The sequence below is a fragment of the Synechocystis salina LEGE 00031 genome, assembly GCF_015207985.1.
Taxonomy (GTDB): Bacteria; Cyanobacteriota; Cyanobacteriia; order Cyanobacteriales; family Microcystaceae; genus Synechocystis; species Synechocystis salina.
This window is the reverse complement of the sequence record NZ_JADEVV010000024.1, coordinates 1-15,238: the sequence shown is the minus strand read 5'-3', so window position 1 is coordinate 15,238 and position 15,238 is coordinate 1. Positions and strand designations below refer to the sequence as shown.

General features: G+C 48.6%; 18 protein-coding genes. 11 read left to right on the top strand and 7 right to left on the bottom strand.

Features of this window, described 5'->3' with window-relative positions:
- Nucleotides 1-137: 137 nt before the first annotated feature.
- Nucleotides 138-749 carry a Uma2 family endonuclease gene (locus IQ217_RS09815; protein ID WP_194019802.1) on the bottom strand — a complete coding sequence of 204 codons (612 nt, stop codon included), beginning with the start codon at nucleotides 747-749 and terminating at the stop codon, nucleotides 138-140.
- Nucleotides 750-900: 151 nt separating this feature from the next.
- On the opposite strand from IQ217_RS09815, the gene IQ217_RS09810 reads away from it, so the two are divergent.
- Entirely contained in the window at nucleotides 901-1,824 is a 924-nt protein-coding gene (locus IQ217_RS09810) for a phosphate ABC transporter substrate-binding protein (protein ID WP_194019801.1), read from the top strand.
- A gap of 14 nt (nucleotides 1,825-1,838) precedes the next feature.
- Here IQ217_RS09810 and IQ217_RS09805 read toward each other — a convergent pair whose 3' ends face one another.
- From IQ217_RS09805 to IQ217_RS09795, 3 genes are all read right to left on the bottom strand, one after another.
- Nucleotides 1,839-2,156 carry a hypothetical protein gene (locus tag IQ217_RS09805; RefSeq protein ID WP_228024131.1) on the bottom strand — a complete coding sequence of 106 codons (318 nt, stop codon included), beginning with the start codon at nucleotides 2,154-2,156 and terminating at the stop codon, nucleotides 1,839-1,841.
- Between the two features lie 32 nt (nucleotides 2,157-2,188).
- Complete coding sequence (locus IQ217_RS09800) at nucleotides 2,189-2,521, bottom strand: MliC family protein (RefSeq protein WP_194019800.1); 333 nt, start codon at nucleotides 2,519-2,521, stop codon at nucleotides 2,189-2,191.
- Between the two features lie 129 nt (nucleotides 2,522-2,650).
- On the bottom strand, nucleotides 2,651-3,898 hold the full coding sequence (locus IQ217_RS09795; protein ID WP_194019799.1) for a methionine gamma-lyase family protein: 1,248 nt from the start codon (nucleotides 3,896-3,898) through the stop codon (nucleotides 2,651-2,653).
- Nucleotides 3,899-4,118: 220 nt separating this feature from the next.
- On the opposite strand from IQ217_RS09795, the gene IQ217_RS09790 reads away from it, so the two are divergent.
- Nucleotides 4,119-4,964 (top strand): acyl-CoA desaturase, encoded by an 846-nt coding sequence (locus IQ217_RS09790; RefSeq protein ID WP_190597852.1) that lies wholly within the window; start codon nucleotides 4,119-4,121, stop codon nucleotides 4,962-4,964.
- 134 nt (nucleotides 4,965-5,098) lie between these two features.
- Here IQ217_RS09790 and IQ217_RS09785 read toward each other — a convergent pair whose 3' ends face one another.
- On the bottom strand, nucleotides 5,099-5,470 hold the full coding sequence (locus IQ217_RS09785) for a hypothetical protein (RefSeq protein ID WP_194019798.1): 372 nt from the start codon (nucleotides 5,468-5,470) through the stop codon (nucleotides 5,099-5,101).
- Between the two features lie 243 nt (nucleotides 5,471-5,713).
- Here IQ217_RS09785 and acs point away from each other — a divergent pair, with 243 nt between their 5' ends.
- Nucleotides 5,714-7,675 carry an acetate--CoA ligase gene (gene acs, locus IQ217_RS09780; protein WP_194019797.1) on the top strand — a complete coding sequence of 654 codons (1,962 nt, stop codon included), beginning with the start codon at nucleotides 5,714-5,716 and terminating at the stop codon, nucleotides 7,673-7,675.
- On the opposite strand, the gene IQ217_RS09775 is transcribed toward acs, so the two are convergent.
- Entirely contained in the window at nucleotides 7,661-8,215 is a 555-nt protein-coding gene (locus IQ217_RS09775) for a DUF2854 domain-containing protein (RefSeq protein WP_190597855.1), read from the bottom strand. The two genes, acs and IQ217_RS09775, sit on opposite strands and share 15 nt — an antisense overlap.
- Nucleotides 8,216-8,338, bottom strand: a complete 123-nt coding sequence (locus IQ217_RS19240) for a hypothetical protein (RefSeq protein WP_265583632.1) — start codon at nucleotides 8,336-8,338, stop codon at nucleotides 8,216-8,218.
- Nucleotides 8,339-8,668: 330 nt separating this feature from the next.
- On the opposite strand from IQ217_RS19240, the gene IQ217_RS09770 reads away from it, so the two are divergent.
- The 8 genes from IQ217_RS09770 to IQ217_RS09735 all read left to right on the top strand — a co-directional run bounded on the left by IQ217_RS09770 (nucleotide 8,669) and on the right by IQ217_RS09735 (nucleotide 15,042).
- A complete protein-coding gene (locus IQ217_RS09770) occupies nucleotides 8,669-10,981 on the top strand; it encodes a nitric-oxide reductase large subunit (protein WP_194019796.1) in 2,313 nt (770 codons plus the stop codon).
- A 74-nt stretch (nucleotides 10,982-11,055) separates the two neighbouring features.
- Nucleotides 11,056-11,430, top strand: coding sequence for a group I truncated hemoglobin (locus IQ217_RS09765; protein ID WP_194019795.1), 375 nt, complete (start codon nucleotides 11,056-11,058; stop codon nucleotides 11,428-11,430).
- Nucleotides 11,431-11,647: 217 nt separating this feature from the next.
- The gene (locus IQ217_RS09760) at nucleotides 11,648-12,097 is read left to right on the top strand and encodes a GNAT family N-acetyltransferase (protein WP_194019794.1); all 450 of its coding nucleotides are present in this window, start codon (nucleotides 11,648-11,650) and stop codon (nucleotides 12,095-12,097) included.
- Between the two features lie 30 nt (nucleotides 12,098-12,127).
- On the top strand, nucleotides 12,128-12,739 hold the full coding sequence (locus IQ217_RS09755; RefSeq protein WP_194019793.1) for a glutathione S-transferase family protein: 612 nt from the start codon (nucleotides 12,128-12,130) through the stop codon (nucleotides 12,737-12,739).
- 140 nt (nucleotides 12,740-12,879) lie between these two features.
- Nucleotides 12,880-13,452 (top strand): GNAT family N-acetyltransferase, encoded by a 573-nt coding sequence (locus tag IQ217_RS09750; RefSeq protein ID WP_228024132.1) that lies wholly within the window; start codon nucleotides 12,880-12,882, stop codon nucleotides 13,450-13,452.
- Nucleotides 13,453-13,480: 28 nt separating this feature from the next.
- On the top strand, nucleotides 13,481-13,906 hold the full coding sequence (locus IQ217_RS09745; RefSeq protein ID WP_228024133.1) for an ASCH domain-containing protein: 426 nt from the start codon (nucleotides 13,481-13,483) through the stop codon (nucleotides 13,904-13,906).
- 30 nt (nucleotides 13,907-13,936) lie between these two features.
- Nucleotides 13,937-14,488: a dihydrofolate reductase family protein gene (locus tag IQ217_RS09740; protein WP_194019791.1), complete on the top strand. Its 552-nt coding sequence runs from the start codon at nucleotides 13,937-13,939 to the stop codon at nucleotides 14,486-14,488.
- A gap of 23 nt (nucleotides 14,489-14,511) precedes the next feature.
- Nucleotides 14,512-15,042, top strand: coding sequence for an ester cyclase (locus IQ217_RS09735; RefSeq protein WP_190597862.1), 531 nt, complete (start codon nucleotides 14,512-14,514; stop codon nucleotides 15,040-15,042).
- The last annotated feature ends 196 nt before the right edge of the window (nucleotides 15,043-15,238 follow it).

Below are 15,238 nucleotides of genomic sequence, written 5' to 3'. Positions count from 1 at the left end.
CACTAAAATTATGAATAAAGGCTTTAGGATTGGCGACAAGACTTTGAGAACCATTGAAGTAATCACGCCAAAAAAATCATTTCAATAGTTGATAAATCTCAACCTGTAAATTAGGGGAAAAATGAAAAAGATAGTGATTAAACCGGAAAAATTCTCTTAAGAGACAGGGTAAATCCCGGTAAAATTTCTTCCCCCGATAATGTATCTGGATTTTGTAAAACTTCGACAGCTTGCCCGGGGCGATAAATTTCTACCCGTTTATTTTGGGGGTCGATCAGCCAACCTAATTTTGCACCGTTCTCCACATATTCCTCCATCTTTTCCTGGAGTTTTTTGAGACTGTCGGTTTTAGACCGCAACTCCACAACAAAATCAGGACAGAGGGGAATAAATCCTTCCCTTTCTTCTTGGGTAAGGGACTCCCAGCGTTCCCTAGCAACCCAAGAAGCATCCGGCGATCGGTTGGCACCATTGGGCAACTCAAAACCCGTGGAGGAATCAAATGCTTCCCCTAAATTGTCGTTAGCTTCAAACCAATAACTAAGCTGACCGGCAAGGTTAAGATTACGCTTACCAGTTTCGCCGCCGGTGGGAGGATTCACAATCAAAACTCCTGTTGCAGTGCGTTCTAGTCTTAAGTCTCGATTGGCGATCGCCAACTGGGCAAATTGCTCTGGGGTGACCTGGAGTGAGATCTGGTCGGGAAGATTGAGGGAAACTAATTTTCGGCGATCAAGGGTTGACACCATAACGATTAACCCGACAGGGGAAGTGTGTTTTGATATTAAAGTTTATTGGGGGAGCTAGACGGAATTACACCAAGATTAAGTAAAGGTTAACCGAAGCTAAATAGGCTATGATTTTTCCACTTCAATGGCATAGAGTTGGGAGCAATGACCCATGGGGCAAAAAAATGAAGCAGTTATCTTAATCGGAGCTTTAGCCATTACCGGAGTGGTGGTGGCGGGAGGCGGTTGGTGGCTATGGCAACGGTTCCACGCTGGCGATGAAAACCCAGGGGCGATGGTTGGTGAACCGAGCAAATTACCTCCTCCTCCAGAATTACAAGCTGCCGATGCGTTCCTCGCCCCAGCCCAAGTTCCAGCAGGCACCAAGGTGATCATTGATGGTTCCACCACCATGGTCAATATCAATGAGGCATTAAAAAATCAATTCCAGCAAACTTTTCCCGGCACAGTGGTGCAAACCGATGCCCAGGGCACCGATAAGGGAGTTGTTAGCCTAATTCTGGGCAAAGTGGATGTGGCGGCCAGTTCTCGTCCCCTCACTCCCCAGGAGCAAAGCCAGGGCTTAGCAGCGGTGCCGGTGGCTAGTGATACGATCGCCGTGATGGTAGGCAGAGAAAATCCTTTCAACCGGGGTCTAACGTTGGCCCAATTGCGGGATATTTTTACCGGAAAAATCACTAATTGGTCTGAGGTGGGGGGACCAAACAGTGCCATTCAGGTGATCAATCGACCTTCTGAAAGCGGCACCCAACAAACCTTCGCCGCCCAGGTTTTACAGGGGCAAGCTTTTGGCCAGGGAGCAAACTTCCAAACCATGCCCAGGGATGCCACCACCCCGATTATTCGGGCTTTGGGTAGCAACGGCATCAGCTACGCTACCTATGGACAGGTAGAAAACCAGCAAACCGCCAAAATTTTGCCCATTGACAGCCTCAGTCCCAACCAGGAGAATTATCCCCTGCGACGGCAATTGTTTTATTTTTACAAAACGCCCCCCTCTCCCCAGGTGGAAGCATTTTTGGGCTTTGCCACCAGTCCCCAGGGTCAACAGGCGATCGCCAATGCCTTTGAATAGGCCTATGGCTCCTATCAGTTCATATCACGGTAATTGAAATCATCTTGATCTTTGTATTCATACTGGTTGTCATTCTCATACTCATTGTCTTGTTCGTAGTCTAGGCTATTGTCATTGACGGATTTTTCCTCGGTTAAATCCTGATAATTTTCCTGGTCCATGTCTTTGTAATCCACTTGGTCCGCATCTTCGTAACCAAAGGGGTTGTTCGGGCTTTCCACTTCTCCAGCCTGGGCAGGGACAAACACCAACGCCCCAGCCCAAAAACTTAGTAGGGCCGCCAATAAGACAATGGGCGATCGCCGGGGGAGAGTAGGGGAGTTATTGACCATGACATTGATCTCCTATGAAGGGATGAAAGTGACTAGATTTTGACGCAATCCTGCCATTTAACGGTGCCGCCTTCCTCCACTAGGGCAGTATTACCCTTAGACCAAACCGTCAGGGAACCATTACTGTACTTAGTGCCAGAGGCTGATTCTGCTTGGGGGAGCACCATTGTCCGCCCATCCGGTAGGGTAACTTCAATGGCAGATCCTGCCACCATTTTAATCAACAGCGTTTCGGTCGGGGAGCAGTAGTAGGTTTGGGTCTCCTGTGCGTAGCTGGGCATCGCTAGGCCCAAGCCACCAAGAATTAGGGCAACTAGGGCAACTTTAGCCGGGCGACCCAAAAGGGCGGAATAATAATTTTTCATAACCAATCGTGTCAATCACGCCTCCAAATACTGTGGCTGTTTTGACCAGCTAACCCAATTGTAGGCTTGGCAATGGAGTTCCTGAGTTTGCCACAGACCACTTCCCCAAACGGCTGATGTCCTGATAATTCAAGGTTTTTCGTCTTTCTCCAGCGCTTCAAAGGCGGCCAGGATTTCCTCCAAGGCGATCGCCATGTGGGTCCAGTGGGTGCCTCCCTGGCAAAAAACAGTGTAGGGTTCCCGCAATGGACCATCAGCGGACAACTCAGAGGTACTGCCGTCAATAAAGGTGCCCCCGGCCATCACCACCTCACTAGCGTAACCAGGCATGGCGGCCGGTACGGGCTGGAGATAGGAACTGATGGGGGAAGCCCCCTGGAGCGATCGGCAAAAGGTAATTAATTTTTCTGGACTGCCCAACTGAATCGCTTGGATTACGTCCCGGCGGGGGGCCAAAGGGGCCGGATTAACCAGGTAGCCCAATTGGTCAAATACGTAGGCCAGTAAATGGTTACATTTCATCGCTTCCCCCACCATCTGCGGAGCCAGGAATAAGCCTTGGTAGAGGAGGCGATTTTGGTCAAAGGTGGCTCCCCCTTCCAGGCCAATGCCTGGAGCGGTCAATCTATAGGCCCCTGCTTCTACCCACTTTGCCTTCCCTGCTAAATACCCTCCGGCAGTGACAATGGTGCCCCCGGGATTTTTGATTAAGGAGCCCGCCATCAAATCTGCCCCGATCGCCGTAGGTTCCACTGTCTCGATGAATTCCCCATAGCAGTTGTCCACAAAACAAAGGGTATGGGGATTTTGGGCTTTAACAATTTCGATAATTCTGGCAATGTCGGCGATCGCCAAACTGGGGCGCCAACTGTAACCACAGGAGCGTTGAATTAAAACTAACCTGGTTTCCGGACGCACCGCCGTTTCCAGCCCCTGCCAGTCCACCGTACCGGCCGCCGCGAGGGGCAATTGACGATAAGAAATGTTAAAGTCAGCGAGGGAGCCTTGACAACTTCCCCTAAGACCAATGACTTCTTCGAGGGTGTCGTAAGGAGCACCCACCGCCGACAGTAGTTCATCCCCCGGTCGCAAAATGCCGTACAACGCACAGGCGATCGCATGGGTTCCAGAAACAAACTGTACCCGCACAGCGGCCGACTCCGCCCCCATCACCTCTGCAAAAACCCTATCCAGGGTATCTCTACCTAGGTCGTCGTGGCCATAACCACTCACCCCTGCAAAGTGTTGTACCCCAACCCGATGGTGACGAAAAGCCTCTATGACTTTGTATAGATTTTGCTTGACCTTTGCGTCGATTTCCGAAAAGATTGGGACTAGGTTTTCTTCTGCTTGTTTAAGTAGTCCTGAATATTTCATTAAGATATTATTTAACTTTTGATGATGTTTGGGAATTCCCCTTAAACTATCTTCCAATCCCCGAGATCATCAACGATTCGATTTTCTTTGCTGATTGGTAAATTCCGGCGATGTTAAACCCATTAAACATTGAATACCTATATTTAAGCAAACTTTCCGACAATAGTTTAATCGTTTTTAGCAAGCGCCAATTATTCCGTTTTTTCGTTAGGTTTTTTTCATGACTGCTGCTCTTCCCAACGATTCCAAGCCCAAGCTAACTCCTGCTTGGACTGTGATCTTCTTTTTCACCTCCATTCATTTGGTGGCCCTGTTGGCTTTCCTCCCCCAGTTTTTTAGTTGGAAAGCAGTGGGGGTGGCTTTCTTACTCTATGTGATTACCGGCGGTGTCGGCATTACCCTGGGTTTTCACCGTTGCATTTCCCACCGTAGTTTTAACGTTCCTAAGTGGTTGGAATATGTTTTCGTAGTCTGTGGCACCCTAGCCTGTCAGGGGGGCGTATTCGAGTGGGTTGGTTTACACCGCATGCACCACAAATTTTCCGATACTAATCCCGATCCCCACGACTCCAATAAAGGGTTTTGGTGGAGCCACATGGGCTGGATGATGTTTGAAATTCCTGCAAAGCAAGATATTCCCCGCTACACCAAAGATATTCAAGACGATAAATTTTATCAATTTTGCCAGAATAATTTAGTTCCTATTCAAGTGGTCCTGGGCTTGATTCTTTATGCCTTCGGTGGCTGGCCCTTTGTTATTTGGGGCATTTTTGTCCGCCTCGTGTTTGTTTTCCACTTCACTTGGTTTGTTAATAGTGCCACCCATAAATTTGGTTACGTTAGCCATGAATCCGATGATTATTCCCGTAATTGTTGGTGGGTGGCTTTGTTAACTTTTGGGGAAGGCTGGCACAATAATCACCACGCTTACCAATATTCCGCTCGCCATGGTTTGCGGTGGTGGGAAGTGGATTTAACTTGGATGACCATCAAAGCCCTATCTTTCCTTGGCTTAGCTAAGGATATTAAGCTGCCCCCAGAAACGGCGTTGGCCAATAAAACCTAGGCAATAATTTGACGGCATTCAGATAGTTCTCAACCAGCGTTAAATTTTTCCAAAAATCCAAAAACAACTATCTCCCTGTTGACTTAATTAAAGTTAGACAGGGTTTTTTTATTGTCGTTAACCTAAGGGAAATATTAGTAGTAAAAATACTCCTGACGATGGCGTTGATGGTGCCAATTATTATTATCCCGACGCTCCCAACCATTCACCCGGCAGTTAACACAATTATTACCGCCATTGATAATAGTTAATTCGTCCTTGCCCCGATAATTGCGATTGTAGTTGTGGCCTCTGTAGTAACCGTTGGGATAGGTATTGCTGCGATTAGGCATAAAAATTGGCTGGCTAAAGCCTGGGGTGCCAATCCGATCGCCGGAATTGCTGTAGCCGGAATTGTTGTAATTGTTGTAGCGGTTATAGTTACGGAATTGGGCGTTGGCACTGGGGGCAAAACTGGCCACAAGGCCAAGGGTGGCGATCGCCGTAAGTAGATGGTTGAGTTTCATGGTGTAAATCTCCGGGTAAGGGGGTTATGGCTAGCAATCCCGTTAAGGGTGTGATTTCTCTTGCTCCCCACTGCCAAGCGAACTGTATCAATACTGGCTTCCTTCTTCTATCCTAGGCCGCCCCCAGGGTAAACAGCAGAGGCAAAGAAATACAAAAAGTTACAGATCCGGAGAAAGGGCAAAAAATTTTGCGACAATCGTCAACGTTGGGCCCAGGGCCATTGACGACCAAGACGGAGAACCATGTCAGATACCATTGAATCTATCCTCCAGGAAGAACGACTCTTTAATCCCCCCACCGAGTTTAGTGAACGGGCCTATGTGCGCAGTGGGCGGGAGTATGAGCAACTTTACAGCCGGGCGGCGAGCAATCCAGAGAAGTTTTGGGGGGAACTGGCGGAGCAGGAATTGCACTGGTTTAAAAAATGGGACCGGGTGCTGGACTGGCAACCCCCCTTTGCCCAGTGGTTTGTCGGTGGCCAGTTGAATATTTCCCATAACTGTTTAGACCGACATTTGCATAGTTGGCGGCGCAATAAGGCGGCCATTATCTGGGAGGGGGAACCGGGGGATTCCCGGGTAATTACCTATGGGGAACTGCATCGAGAAGTTTGTCAGTTTGCCAATGCCCTGAAAAGTTTGGGGGTTCAAAAAGGCGATCGGGTGGCCATCTATCTACCCATGATCCCCGAAGCGGCGATCGCCATGTTGGCCTGTGCCCGTATCGGTGCGCCCCATAGTGTTGTGTTTGGTGGGTTTAGTGCGGAAGCCCTCAGGGATCGGTTAGTGGATGCGGAAGCGAAATTGGTCATCACTGCCGACGGCGGTTTTCGCAAAGATAAGGCGATCGCCCTCAAACAGGAAGTGGACAAGGCCCTGGAACACGGTGCCCCCAGCGTGGAAAACGTCATCGTGGTGCAAAGAACCAAAGCTGATGTGACCATGACGGCGGGGCGGGACTACTGGTGGCATGAACTTAAACCGCAACAATCGGCCCATTGCCCAGCGGAACCCATGGACAGTGAGGATATGCTGTTCATTCTCTACACTTCCGGCAGTACCGGTAAACCGAAGGGCGTAGTCCACACCACCGGGGGCTATAACCTTTATACCCACATGACCACCAAATGGATTTTTGACCTCAAGGACACGGACGTTTATTGGTGTACCGCCGATGTGGGCTGGATCACCGGCCATAGTTACATCGTCTATGGCCCCCTCTCCAACGGAGCCACCACGGTCATGTATGAAGGGGTACCTCGTCCCTCCAATCCCGGTTGTTTTTGGGACGTGATTGAAAAGTATGGGGTGAATATTTTCTACACCGCCCCCACCGCCATCCGTGCCTTTATTCGCATGGGGGAAGCCATACCCAATGCCAGGGATTTATCTTCCCTGCGCTTACTGGGCACCGTGGGGGAACCCATTAATCCCGAAGCCTGGATGTGGTATCACCGGGTCATTGGCGGCGGCAAATGTCCCATTGTGGATACTTGGTGGCAAACGGAAACCGGTGGCATTATGCTCACTCCCTTACCTGGAGCCATTCCCACCAAACCGGGCTCCTGCACTCGACCTTTCCCAGGCATTGTGGCAGACATAGTTGATTTAGATGGCAACCCCGTAGAGTCTGGTCAGGGGGGCTTTTTAGTGATTAAGCAACCCTGGCCCAGCATGATTCGGGACGTGTACGGCGACACCGATCGTTTCCGCTTTACCTATTGGGAACATATCCAACCTAAGGAAGGGCAATATCTCTACTTTGCCGGAGATGGGGCTCGCCGGGATGCCGATGGTTATTTTTGGGTCATGGGTCGGGTGGACGACGTTATTAATGTTTCTGGCCACCGTTTGGGCACCATGGAAATCGAATCCGCGTTGGTTTCCCATCCCCTCGTGGCGGAAGCGGCGGTGGTGGGTCGCCCCGATGAATTGACTGGGGAAGCCATTTTTGCCTTTGTTTCCCTGGAAGGCAACACAGAGGCCAATGAGGATTTGAAAAAAGAGTTGGTCAAGCATGTCACCGCCGAAATTGGGGCGATCGCCAGGCCAGCGGAAATTCGTTTCACCGATGTTTTGCCCAAAACCCGTTCCGGTAAAATTATGCGCCGTCTGTTGCGGAGTTTGGCCTCCGGGCAGGAAATCTCTGGGGATACTTCTACCCTGGAGGATCGGACAGTGCTGGATAAATTACGGGAGGGTTAATTGGGAAATTAGGTTCACCGTCACCACCTTTTCTTCCGGTTCGGCGACGGTAACCTCCAGGTCGGGGCCGAAGAATTTGGCAATTTTTTCCTGCTTTTCTTGCCAAGTTTCCAGACTAATAAAGGGGGAGGTAAAGGTTAGGGTGAGCACGTATTTTCCTTCCCAGTCCTGTTCCAAAAGGCTAGTTAGTACTGGTCTTTCCTCATCGGTGGGGCTCAACCCTAGGCGCTCCAGGGATTCGTCCAGGTGGGCTTCCTGGCCATAACGATAACGGGTCACATCCTTACGAATTTGGTTTTGGGTGGGCGTAGCCAGTTGATTCCGTAGGGCGACAATTTTTTCCGGGGTCGGCTGACTAAAGGGAATGGGTTTCAACTCCGCTGCTTTCAGGGCCAATCCTCCCAATACCAGGGGAATGCCATAGAAAAAACCAGCCAGGTTGAGGGTGGCATAGTCCAGGGCGTAGGCCACAAATCCTGTGATGGTGAGGATTCCCCCTACCGTTAAGCCCACTGCGGCCAAAGAAATTTTAGGAAGCATTTAAGTCGATACCCTTACCAAGGAAAAACAGCGGGCAAATTGTCCCACGGCAATAGTATCCAACAAAACTGAGGTCCCTAGCCACTGGGATTGGCGATCGGCAGTGGGCCAGTTTTGAGTCATTGTGCGAAACGGTTAAGATTTCCAATCCTCCACTGGTAACTCAACTATGCTGCGATTCCTTTGATTGAACTCTTGTGGTGCTGGTGTTGGTCGGGCAAGCTGATTCTGACTTCGTTACGGGCATGAGCTGTAACGGCTGAACTCCACTCTCCAACTATGAGCTAGCTCATGAAGAAGCTGGGATCTGTCTGTTAGACTGGCGCAAAATAGCGACATCAAGCCACATTAGGCTCGAACTGACCTTGAATAGGTAGATCTATCCAAAATAAATCTCCATATCTGAATATCTGAATTGCGTCAACGGAAAAATTTCAAACATCCTTTGTAACCATGGCTAATCCATCCCTTGAGGTTATGACCCTGGATCGTAACCGGTCTAGAAGCTTTAATTTACCGGTATGGCTGATACTTGTCTGTGTTATCACCTTCAGTGTTTTACTGGGGGCCGGGGCGGCTATTTCTAAATATGCTCCCCCCCATCCCGGCCTAGTCCAATCACCTCAACAGGAGACTATTTTCACCGCTGCCGATGTGGAAAATGGCCAGGTTACCTACCTGGGTAGGGGCGGCCAGCACGTGGGCAGTGTTTGGGGCCACGGCAGTTATCTAGCTCCCGACTGGACATCGGATGTTTTGCACCGTTGGGGACTAGCCACAGCAGGGGTCCTCTACGCCAATGATCCCGGTTTCTCCCAAGCTGACCTTGAAGCTCTCAGTGCCTCAGATCGGGCATTGCTAGAAGCTCAGGTGCAGGAGCAGTTTAAGCCCAACCGCTATGATGGGGAGACCGATACTCTAGCACTTACCGCCGCTCAAGCCGAGGGTCTCAAGCAGGTATTTGCCGACTATCAAGAGCTATTAGCCCATGGGTCACGAATTCATTCCATCCCCGATGGCTGGTTTAAGAGCGAGCAGGATATTCATGATGTCACTACGTTTTTTGTCTGGACGGCTTGGGCGGCGGCAACCAATCGACCCCATGCCCCTTTCTCCTATACAGCAAACTGGCCCCACGATGACCTGATTGGTAATCAACCCCCAGGGCAATTTTTAGTGTGGTCAATTGTGTCGGTGATGGTGCTGATTTTTGCGATCGCCGCTTTTCTTTTCATCTACCTCACCCAGGAAGAAGCCGATGAAGTGCAGATTGTAGCCGATCGCCCCGCCATTCGTATTGCTACCCCTAGCCAAAAAGCCACCAGTCTTTTCTTTGGGGTGGCCATGGCTTTGTTTGGAGTGCAGATTGCCATGGGTATGGTCACTGCCCACTATGCAGTGGAAGGGGACGGCTTTTACGGCTTACCCCTCCAGCAATATTTGCCCTACGCCGCATCCCGCACTTGGCACCTACAGCTAGCCGTGTTTTGGATTGCCACCTGCTGGCTGGCAGCAGGACTATATTTTGCTCCTCGTTTTGGTAAACAAGAACCCAAGGGTCAAGTCTGGGGCAACGGTGCCTTGCTCATTGCCCTAACGGTGGTAGTCGTAGGTTCCTTAATTGGCTCTTGGGCTAGTGTTCAGGGCTTTCTCACCGGCGACAACAGCTTTATGTTTGGGCACCAGGGCTATGAGTATGTGGAACTGGGTCGTCTTTGGCAGTTGTTGCTGATCGGTGGCATGGTCTTTTGGCTGTGGTTAATGTTTCGGGCCCTACGCCCTGCCATCAAGGCCGAAGGCAATAAAACTGGGCTAAACCATTTCTTTTTCTACAGTGCCATTACCATTCCCCTCTTCTATGCTTCAGGGTTGATGTATAACAACCATACTTCCCTCAGCATGGCGGAATACTGGCGTTGGTGGGTGGTGCATCTGTGGGTAGAAGGCTTCTTTGAAGTGTTTGCCACGGTGACCATTGCCTACCTCTGTAGCGAACTCGGATTTCTGAAAAAGTCTTCAGCGTTGCGCGCTACTTACCTAACTACAATTTTGTACTTGGGCAGTGGTGTGATCGGCACCCTACACCACCTGTACTTTGCTGGCACACCGTCATTTATTGCGGCCATGGGGGCAGTGGCTTCTGCCTTAGAGGTGGTTCCCCTTACCTTAATTGGCTTTGAGGTGGTGAAGACCCTGCGTATGTCTCAGCAAGCCGAGCGTTTCTACCGCTGGCCTTTGCGATTCTTTTTGGCTACTTGTTTCTGGAACCTCGTCGGTGCAGGGGTCTTTGGTTTTTTGATTAACCCGCCCATCGTCCTCTACTATTCCCAGGGACTTAACACCACCCCCATCCATGCCCACAGTGCTCTGTTTGGAGTCTATGGCTGTTTGGCGATCGCCTTAATGCTTTTCTCTCTGCGGGAAATTGTGCCGGACCGGGCCTGGAATGAGAAAATTTTGCGGTTCTCCTTTTGGAGCCTCAATGGTGGTCTAGGGATGATGATGGTCTTGGGCTTGATTCCCAATGGCTTTTACCAGCTTATGCAATCGATTAACCAGGGTACCTGGTATGCCCGCAGTGCGGAGGTAATTGGTTCACCCTGGATGCAGTGGACGGTATGGTTGCGTATCCCAGGCGATATTGTGTTTACCTTAGGGGCGATCGCCATAGTGGTGTTTACTGAGCGAGCGGTATACTCCGTTTTCCATCAGCCTACTCAACTAGGCCCATCTGAAGCAATTAGCCCCGCTGTAGAGGGTCAATAGGTTCTAATTCCTATCTATGGCTTCTTCAAGAAACCAGAAATCTTTCAATAATTCTTTATTCTCAAGAAAAACCCATGACGACCTTATTTGATCAACTAGGCGGTGCGGCGGCGGTAGATCTAGCCGTTGATAAATTTTATGAGCGGGTGCTCCAGGATGACCGGATCAAGCATTTCTTTGCCAATGTGGATATGGCCAAGCAGAGGGCACACCAAAAGGATTTTTTGACCTATGCCTTTGGCGGCACAGACAAATATGATGGGCGCTATATGCGGGAAGCCCATCAAGCACTGGTGCAAAACCATGGTCTCAAAAGTGAACACTTCGATGCCGTAGCCGAAGACTTAATGATCACCCTGGAGGAACTGGGGGTCTCAGAAGAATTGAGGGCCCAGGTTGCCGCCATCGCCGCTGCTCCCCAACATAAGCGTGATGTCTTGAATCAGTAATGGAATTACACTATCTCCCTTACCTAAGTGTCAAAAGAAGGCTCCCACTCGAATCTTGGATTGGGTGCCGAGATGAATTTCGAATAGCAACAAAAGCTGTAGTAGTTTATCTTCATAAGACTTATCTTCTTCCCATGTTTGTACTCGAAGCTCAACTCAAAGGTTCAACAAAACACTTTGTCGTCACTGATGATTAGTTATGTGCTTCGAGGTGAAAATGGAATATTCGGAAGTAAAGCCTACAGAAATCCCTATTCAGCTTTTGCTTGAGGCTGATCCTTCTGAACAAAGTATCCACTCATATTTAAGCGATTCGTGGTGTTACGTAGCCAAGCGTAATGGGCGGATTGTTGGTGCCTGTATTGCTAAGCCAATTCACGATAGCATTGTTGAAATATTCAATATCTCCGTTTATCCAAGCTTTCAACAACAAGGTATCGGATCCGGATTGCTGAAGTTTACCTTAAATGAATTAGCTAAAAAAAACGTGTATCGCGTAGAGTTGGGCACTGGTACATTCGGCTATCAGCTTACCTATTATCAGCGTATTGGCTTTAGGGTGGATTCTGTCGTGAAAGATCATTTTCTAGTAAATTATTCGGAGCCAATCTTCGAAAATGGTGTACAGCATAAAGATAGATTAAGATTATATATTGAACTTAAGTAATGCGCATAAAGCTTGGAGGAAGAAAACTCTATGTATACCGTTTTTGGAGATATGTTGTCCGGCAATTGCTACAAAATCAAATTGTTAATGGAGTTTCTTGGTATTGATCACGAATGGGTTCATGTTGATATCCTTGCCAGTGAAACTCACACCGAAGAATTCAGGAAAATGAATCCAAATGCAAGAATACCAGTCATTGACTTGGGTGATGGTAGGTACCTCTGGGAATCCAATGCGATATTGAACTACTTAGCAGAGAACACTGAGTTTTTACCACAAGATAGGTATGAAAAAGCTAAAGTCTTACAATGGCAATTTTTTGAGCAGTATAGTCATGAGCCGTACATCGCAACAGCAAGGTACATCAACAAGTACTTAGGATTGCCGAAAGAGCGGGAAGCAGAATATCATGCCAAACAAATTGGTGGCCATAAAGCGCTTTCAGTAATGGAGAAACACCTCGTTGAGAATAAATTTTTTCTTGGTGCTAACGCAACAATCGCTGACATCAGTCTGTATGCATACACCCATGTCGCCGATGAAGGTGGTTTCGATCTGTCTAAATATCTGAATATTCAGAGGTGGTTCAAAGATTTTGAAAATATTCCTGGATATATAAAAATGACAAGAAATAATGCCTAATAATCCGCTGGCATACTAACCCCATGGAGTGTCTTGGTTAAGTTTGAGAGGTTACTAGCGGCGGCTAGGGACTGAACGGAATATTGGCCCGCAGGCCTTGACCAAGTCCTGTCAATCAATGATCCTGGAGTGAAATTTTATTGTTTCCCGCGAACTTTCTACCCCAATCAACTGAAAGACTGATTCTGCGTCGGTTTATTGATGTAGATCTGGAGCGGTTTCTAGCTTACCGCCAAGACCCTCAAGTAGCGCAATTTCAAGGTTGGTCGATGCTCTCCGAAGCTGAAGGGAAAACTTTTATCAAGGAAATGCAGACAGCAGCAATCGGGATACCTGGTGAGTGGTTTCAAATGGCGATCGCCTATAAACAATCTAACTTACTGATCGGCGACATAGGCATGCAAATTTACGCAAAAGATCCAACCAATGTGGAAGTTGGTTTTACTTTGAATCAGCAAGAGCAGGGTAAAGGATATGCTCGAGAAGCGGTATCTGCCTTAATCCATTTGCTGTTTAAACTTGGAAGTATCAATAAAATTGTTGCTATCACCGACTCCCGGAATGAATCTTCTATTCGTCTTCTCAAAAGGCTAGGGATGAGGTTATCGAACTCCCTTGAAGTAGAATTCAGAGGTGAGTGGTGTGTTGAGGAAACCTTTGAATTAAATCATCAAGATTGGTTACTCTCTTCAATAAAATCCGATGAGAAATGAGCAGTTAGAGCGGTATTGGCAGACATATATGGCAGGACTTTCGAATACTGCATCGAGTGACGAGGGCTATGAGGCACACCAATTTGGTGACTCTTCTGCTTTGGCAGATGAACTGAGTAATTTGGTTCTGGAGGGGACTAAAACTGCAACTTGTTCAGCTTTGTGGGAATGGGAAGCAGAGGGAATTCAACTGCCTGAAATAGGGGCAAAAACAATCGTATTAAATGGAAGCGGTGAGCCCACTTGCATTATTGAGACGACGGAAATTATGATCTGCCCATTTAGTGGAGTGGATGCACGATTTGCCTATGAAGAAGGCGAGAATGACCGTTCCCTGGAGTCTTGGCGGAAAGAGCATTGGCAGTACTTTTTGCGAGTATTGCTTGAAATTGGGAAGGAACCCACTCCAGAAATGCTTTTGGTTTGTGAACGATTTCGTGTTGTTTATATATAGGTAGAGTTGTTCAAACCACACTGGCGACCTATGATCCCAAAAGTCTCTGTTTTCATTGCAACAAGCCTCGACGGCTATATTGCGCGCAGTAACGGTGACATTGATTGGCTGGATGCCGCCAATGCCAAAGTCCCAAAGGGCGAGGATTGTGGCTACGGTGCGTTGATGCGGTCCGTCGATGTATTGGTGATGGGACGCAACTCATACGAAAAGGTGCGATCGTTTAGTTTTTGGCCCTATGGTGATGTTCCCGTCGTGGTTATGAGCAGCAAGCCGATCACATTCTCGGATGAACTGCCGAAGACACTCCAGCAATCGTCAGAAAGCCCTCGGGAATTATGCGAACGACTCTCTGGTGAAGGTGTTGCTCACATTTATGTGGATGGAGGCAACACCATTCAGCGATTTCTGGCCGCTAGGCTGGTTCATGAGCTTACAATTACGGTCATCCCGGTGATTCTTGGCGAGGGAATTCCCCTCTTTGGTCCGACGGGATCAGACGTGTTGCTAACATTTGTCGGAGCCAAGGCTTACGAGTTTGGCTTTGTCCAACTAAAGTACACCGTCCAAAATAATGCATAACAAAACCGCGAAAAGGAGATGCAATGACTGATCCCAGCTTAGAGGCAAAACTTGATGCAATCTTCAATGCCCACATGAGTGCAGAGTTGGCGGGCGACCTTGATCAAACGTTAGCGACCATGGCTCCACAACCGCATTTGGTGAACGTGCCAACTATGGTCGGTGGTCAAGGTCCAAGCGGCGTCCGAACCTTTTACGCAAAGCGCCTAATTGGTCAGTTTTTTCCTCCAGACGTTGTGTTTGAAACAGTCTCTCGAACCTGTAGTGAAGAACGGTTGGTTGATGAACTGATTATCTCGTTTACGCACACGCACAAGATTGACTGGATGCTTCCTGGAGTTGAGCCGACCGGAAAACGGGTTGAAGTCGTGTTTGTTGTGATCGTTGGCATCGAAAACGACAAGGTTGCCTACGAGCACATTATGTGGGACCAAGCCAATGTGCTTGTACAGATCGGACTCCTCGATCCAACGGGTCTCCCAGTTACCGGCGCCGGTGCCGCCGCAAAGTTGAGGAATCCGAGCATTCCAGATCCATTTTTTCATGAAGGCTAATCCCAGAGAAATACTTCAGTCATATAATTTACTGCCTTTGGCATTAAAACTTGTGATACCCCTTGCATGTATAGCAAAGGACGAGATAGTTAGGACAGTTCTCTCAACGCTATATCCAATGCAGAAATCAGCGATTCTCCATTACTAACAAGTTGGGAAACATAACGTTTTAGTCTCGCCCAGAACTTCTCAATTT

Coding starts and splice junctions, on each gene's coding strand:
- IQ217_RS09815 (WP_194019802.1), bottom strand. CDS start 749: ATGGTGTCAACCCTTGATCGCCGAAAATTAGTTTCCCTCAATCTTCCC.
- IQ217_RS09810 (WP_194019801.1), top strand. CDS start 901: ATGGGGCAAAAAAATGAAGCAGTTATCTTAATCGGAGCTTTAGCCATT.
- IQ217_RS09805 (WP_228024131.1), bottom strand. CDS start 2,156: ATGGTCAATAACTCCCCTACTCTCCCCCGGCGATCGCCCATTGTCTTA.
- IQ217_RS09800 (WP_194019800.1), bottom strand. CDS start 2,521: ATGAAAAATTATTATTCCGCCCTTTTGGGTCGCCCGGCTAAAGTTGCC.
- IQ217_RS09795 (WP_194019799.1), bottom strand. CDS start 3,898: ATGAAATATTCAGGACTACTTAAACAAGCAGAAGAAAACCTAGTCCCA.
- IQ217_RS09790 (WP_190597852.1), top strand. CDS start 4,119: ATGACTGCTGCTCTTCCCAACGATTCCAAGCCCAAGCTAACTCCTGCT.
- IQ217_RS09785 (WP_194019798.1), bottom strand. CDS start 5,470: ATGAAACTCAACCATCTACTTACGGCGATCGCCACCCTTGGCCTTGTG.
- acs (WP_194019797.1), top strand. CDS start 5,714: ATGTCAGATACCATTGAATCTATCCTCCAGGAAGAACGACTCTTTAAT.
- IQ217_RS09775 (WP_190597855.1), bottom strand. CDS start 8,215: ATGCTTCCTAAAATTTCTTTGGCCGCAGTGGGCTTAACGGTAGGGGGA.
- IQ217_RS19240 (WP_265583632.1), bottom strand. CDS start 8,338: ATGACTCAAAACTGGCCCACTGCCGATCGCCAATCCCAGTGGCTAGGG.
- IQ217_RS09770 (WP_194019796.1), top strand. CDS start 8,669: ATGGCTAATCCATCCCTTGAGGTTATGACCCTGGATCGTAACCGGTCT.
- IQ217_RS09765 (WP_194019795.1), top strand. CDS start 11,056: ATGACGACCTTATTTGATCAACTAGGCGGTGCGGCGGCGGTAGATCTA.
- IQ217_RS09760 (WP_194019794.1), top strand. CDS start 11,648: ATGGAATATTCGGAAGTAAAGCCTACAGAAATCCCTATTCAGCTTTTG.
- IQ217_RS09755 (WP_194019793.1), top strand. CDS start 12,128: ATGTATACCGTTTTTGGAGATATGTTGTCCGGCAATTGCTACAAAATC.
- IQ217_RS09745 (WP_228024133.1), top strand. CDS start 13,481: ATGGCAGGACTTTCGAATACTGCATCGAGTGACGAGGGCTATGAGGCA.
- IQ217_RS09740 (WP_194019791.1), top strand. CDS start 13,937: ATGATCCCAAAAGTCTCTGTTTTCATTGCAACAAGCCTCGACGGCTAT.
- IQ217_RS09735 (WP_190597862.1), top strand. CDS start 14,512: ATGACTGATCCCAGCTTAGAGGCAAAACTTGATGCAATCTTCAATGCC.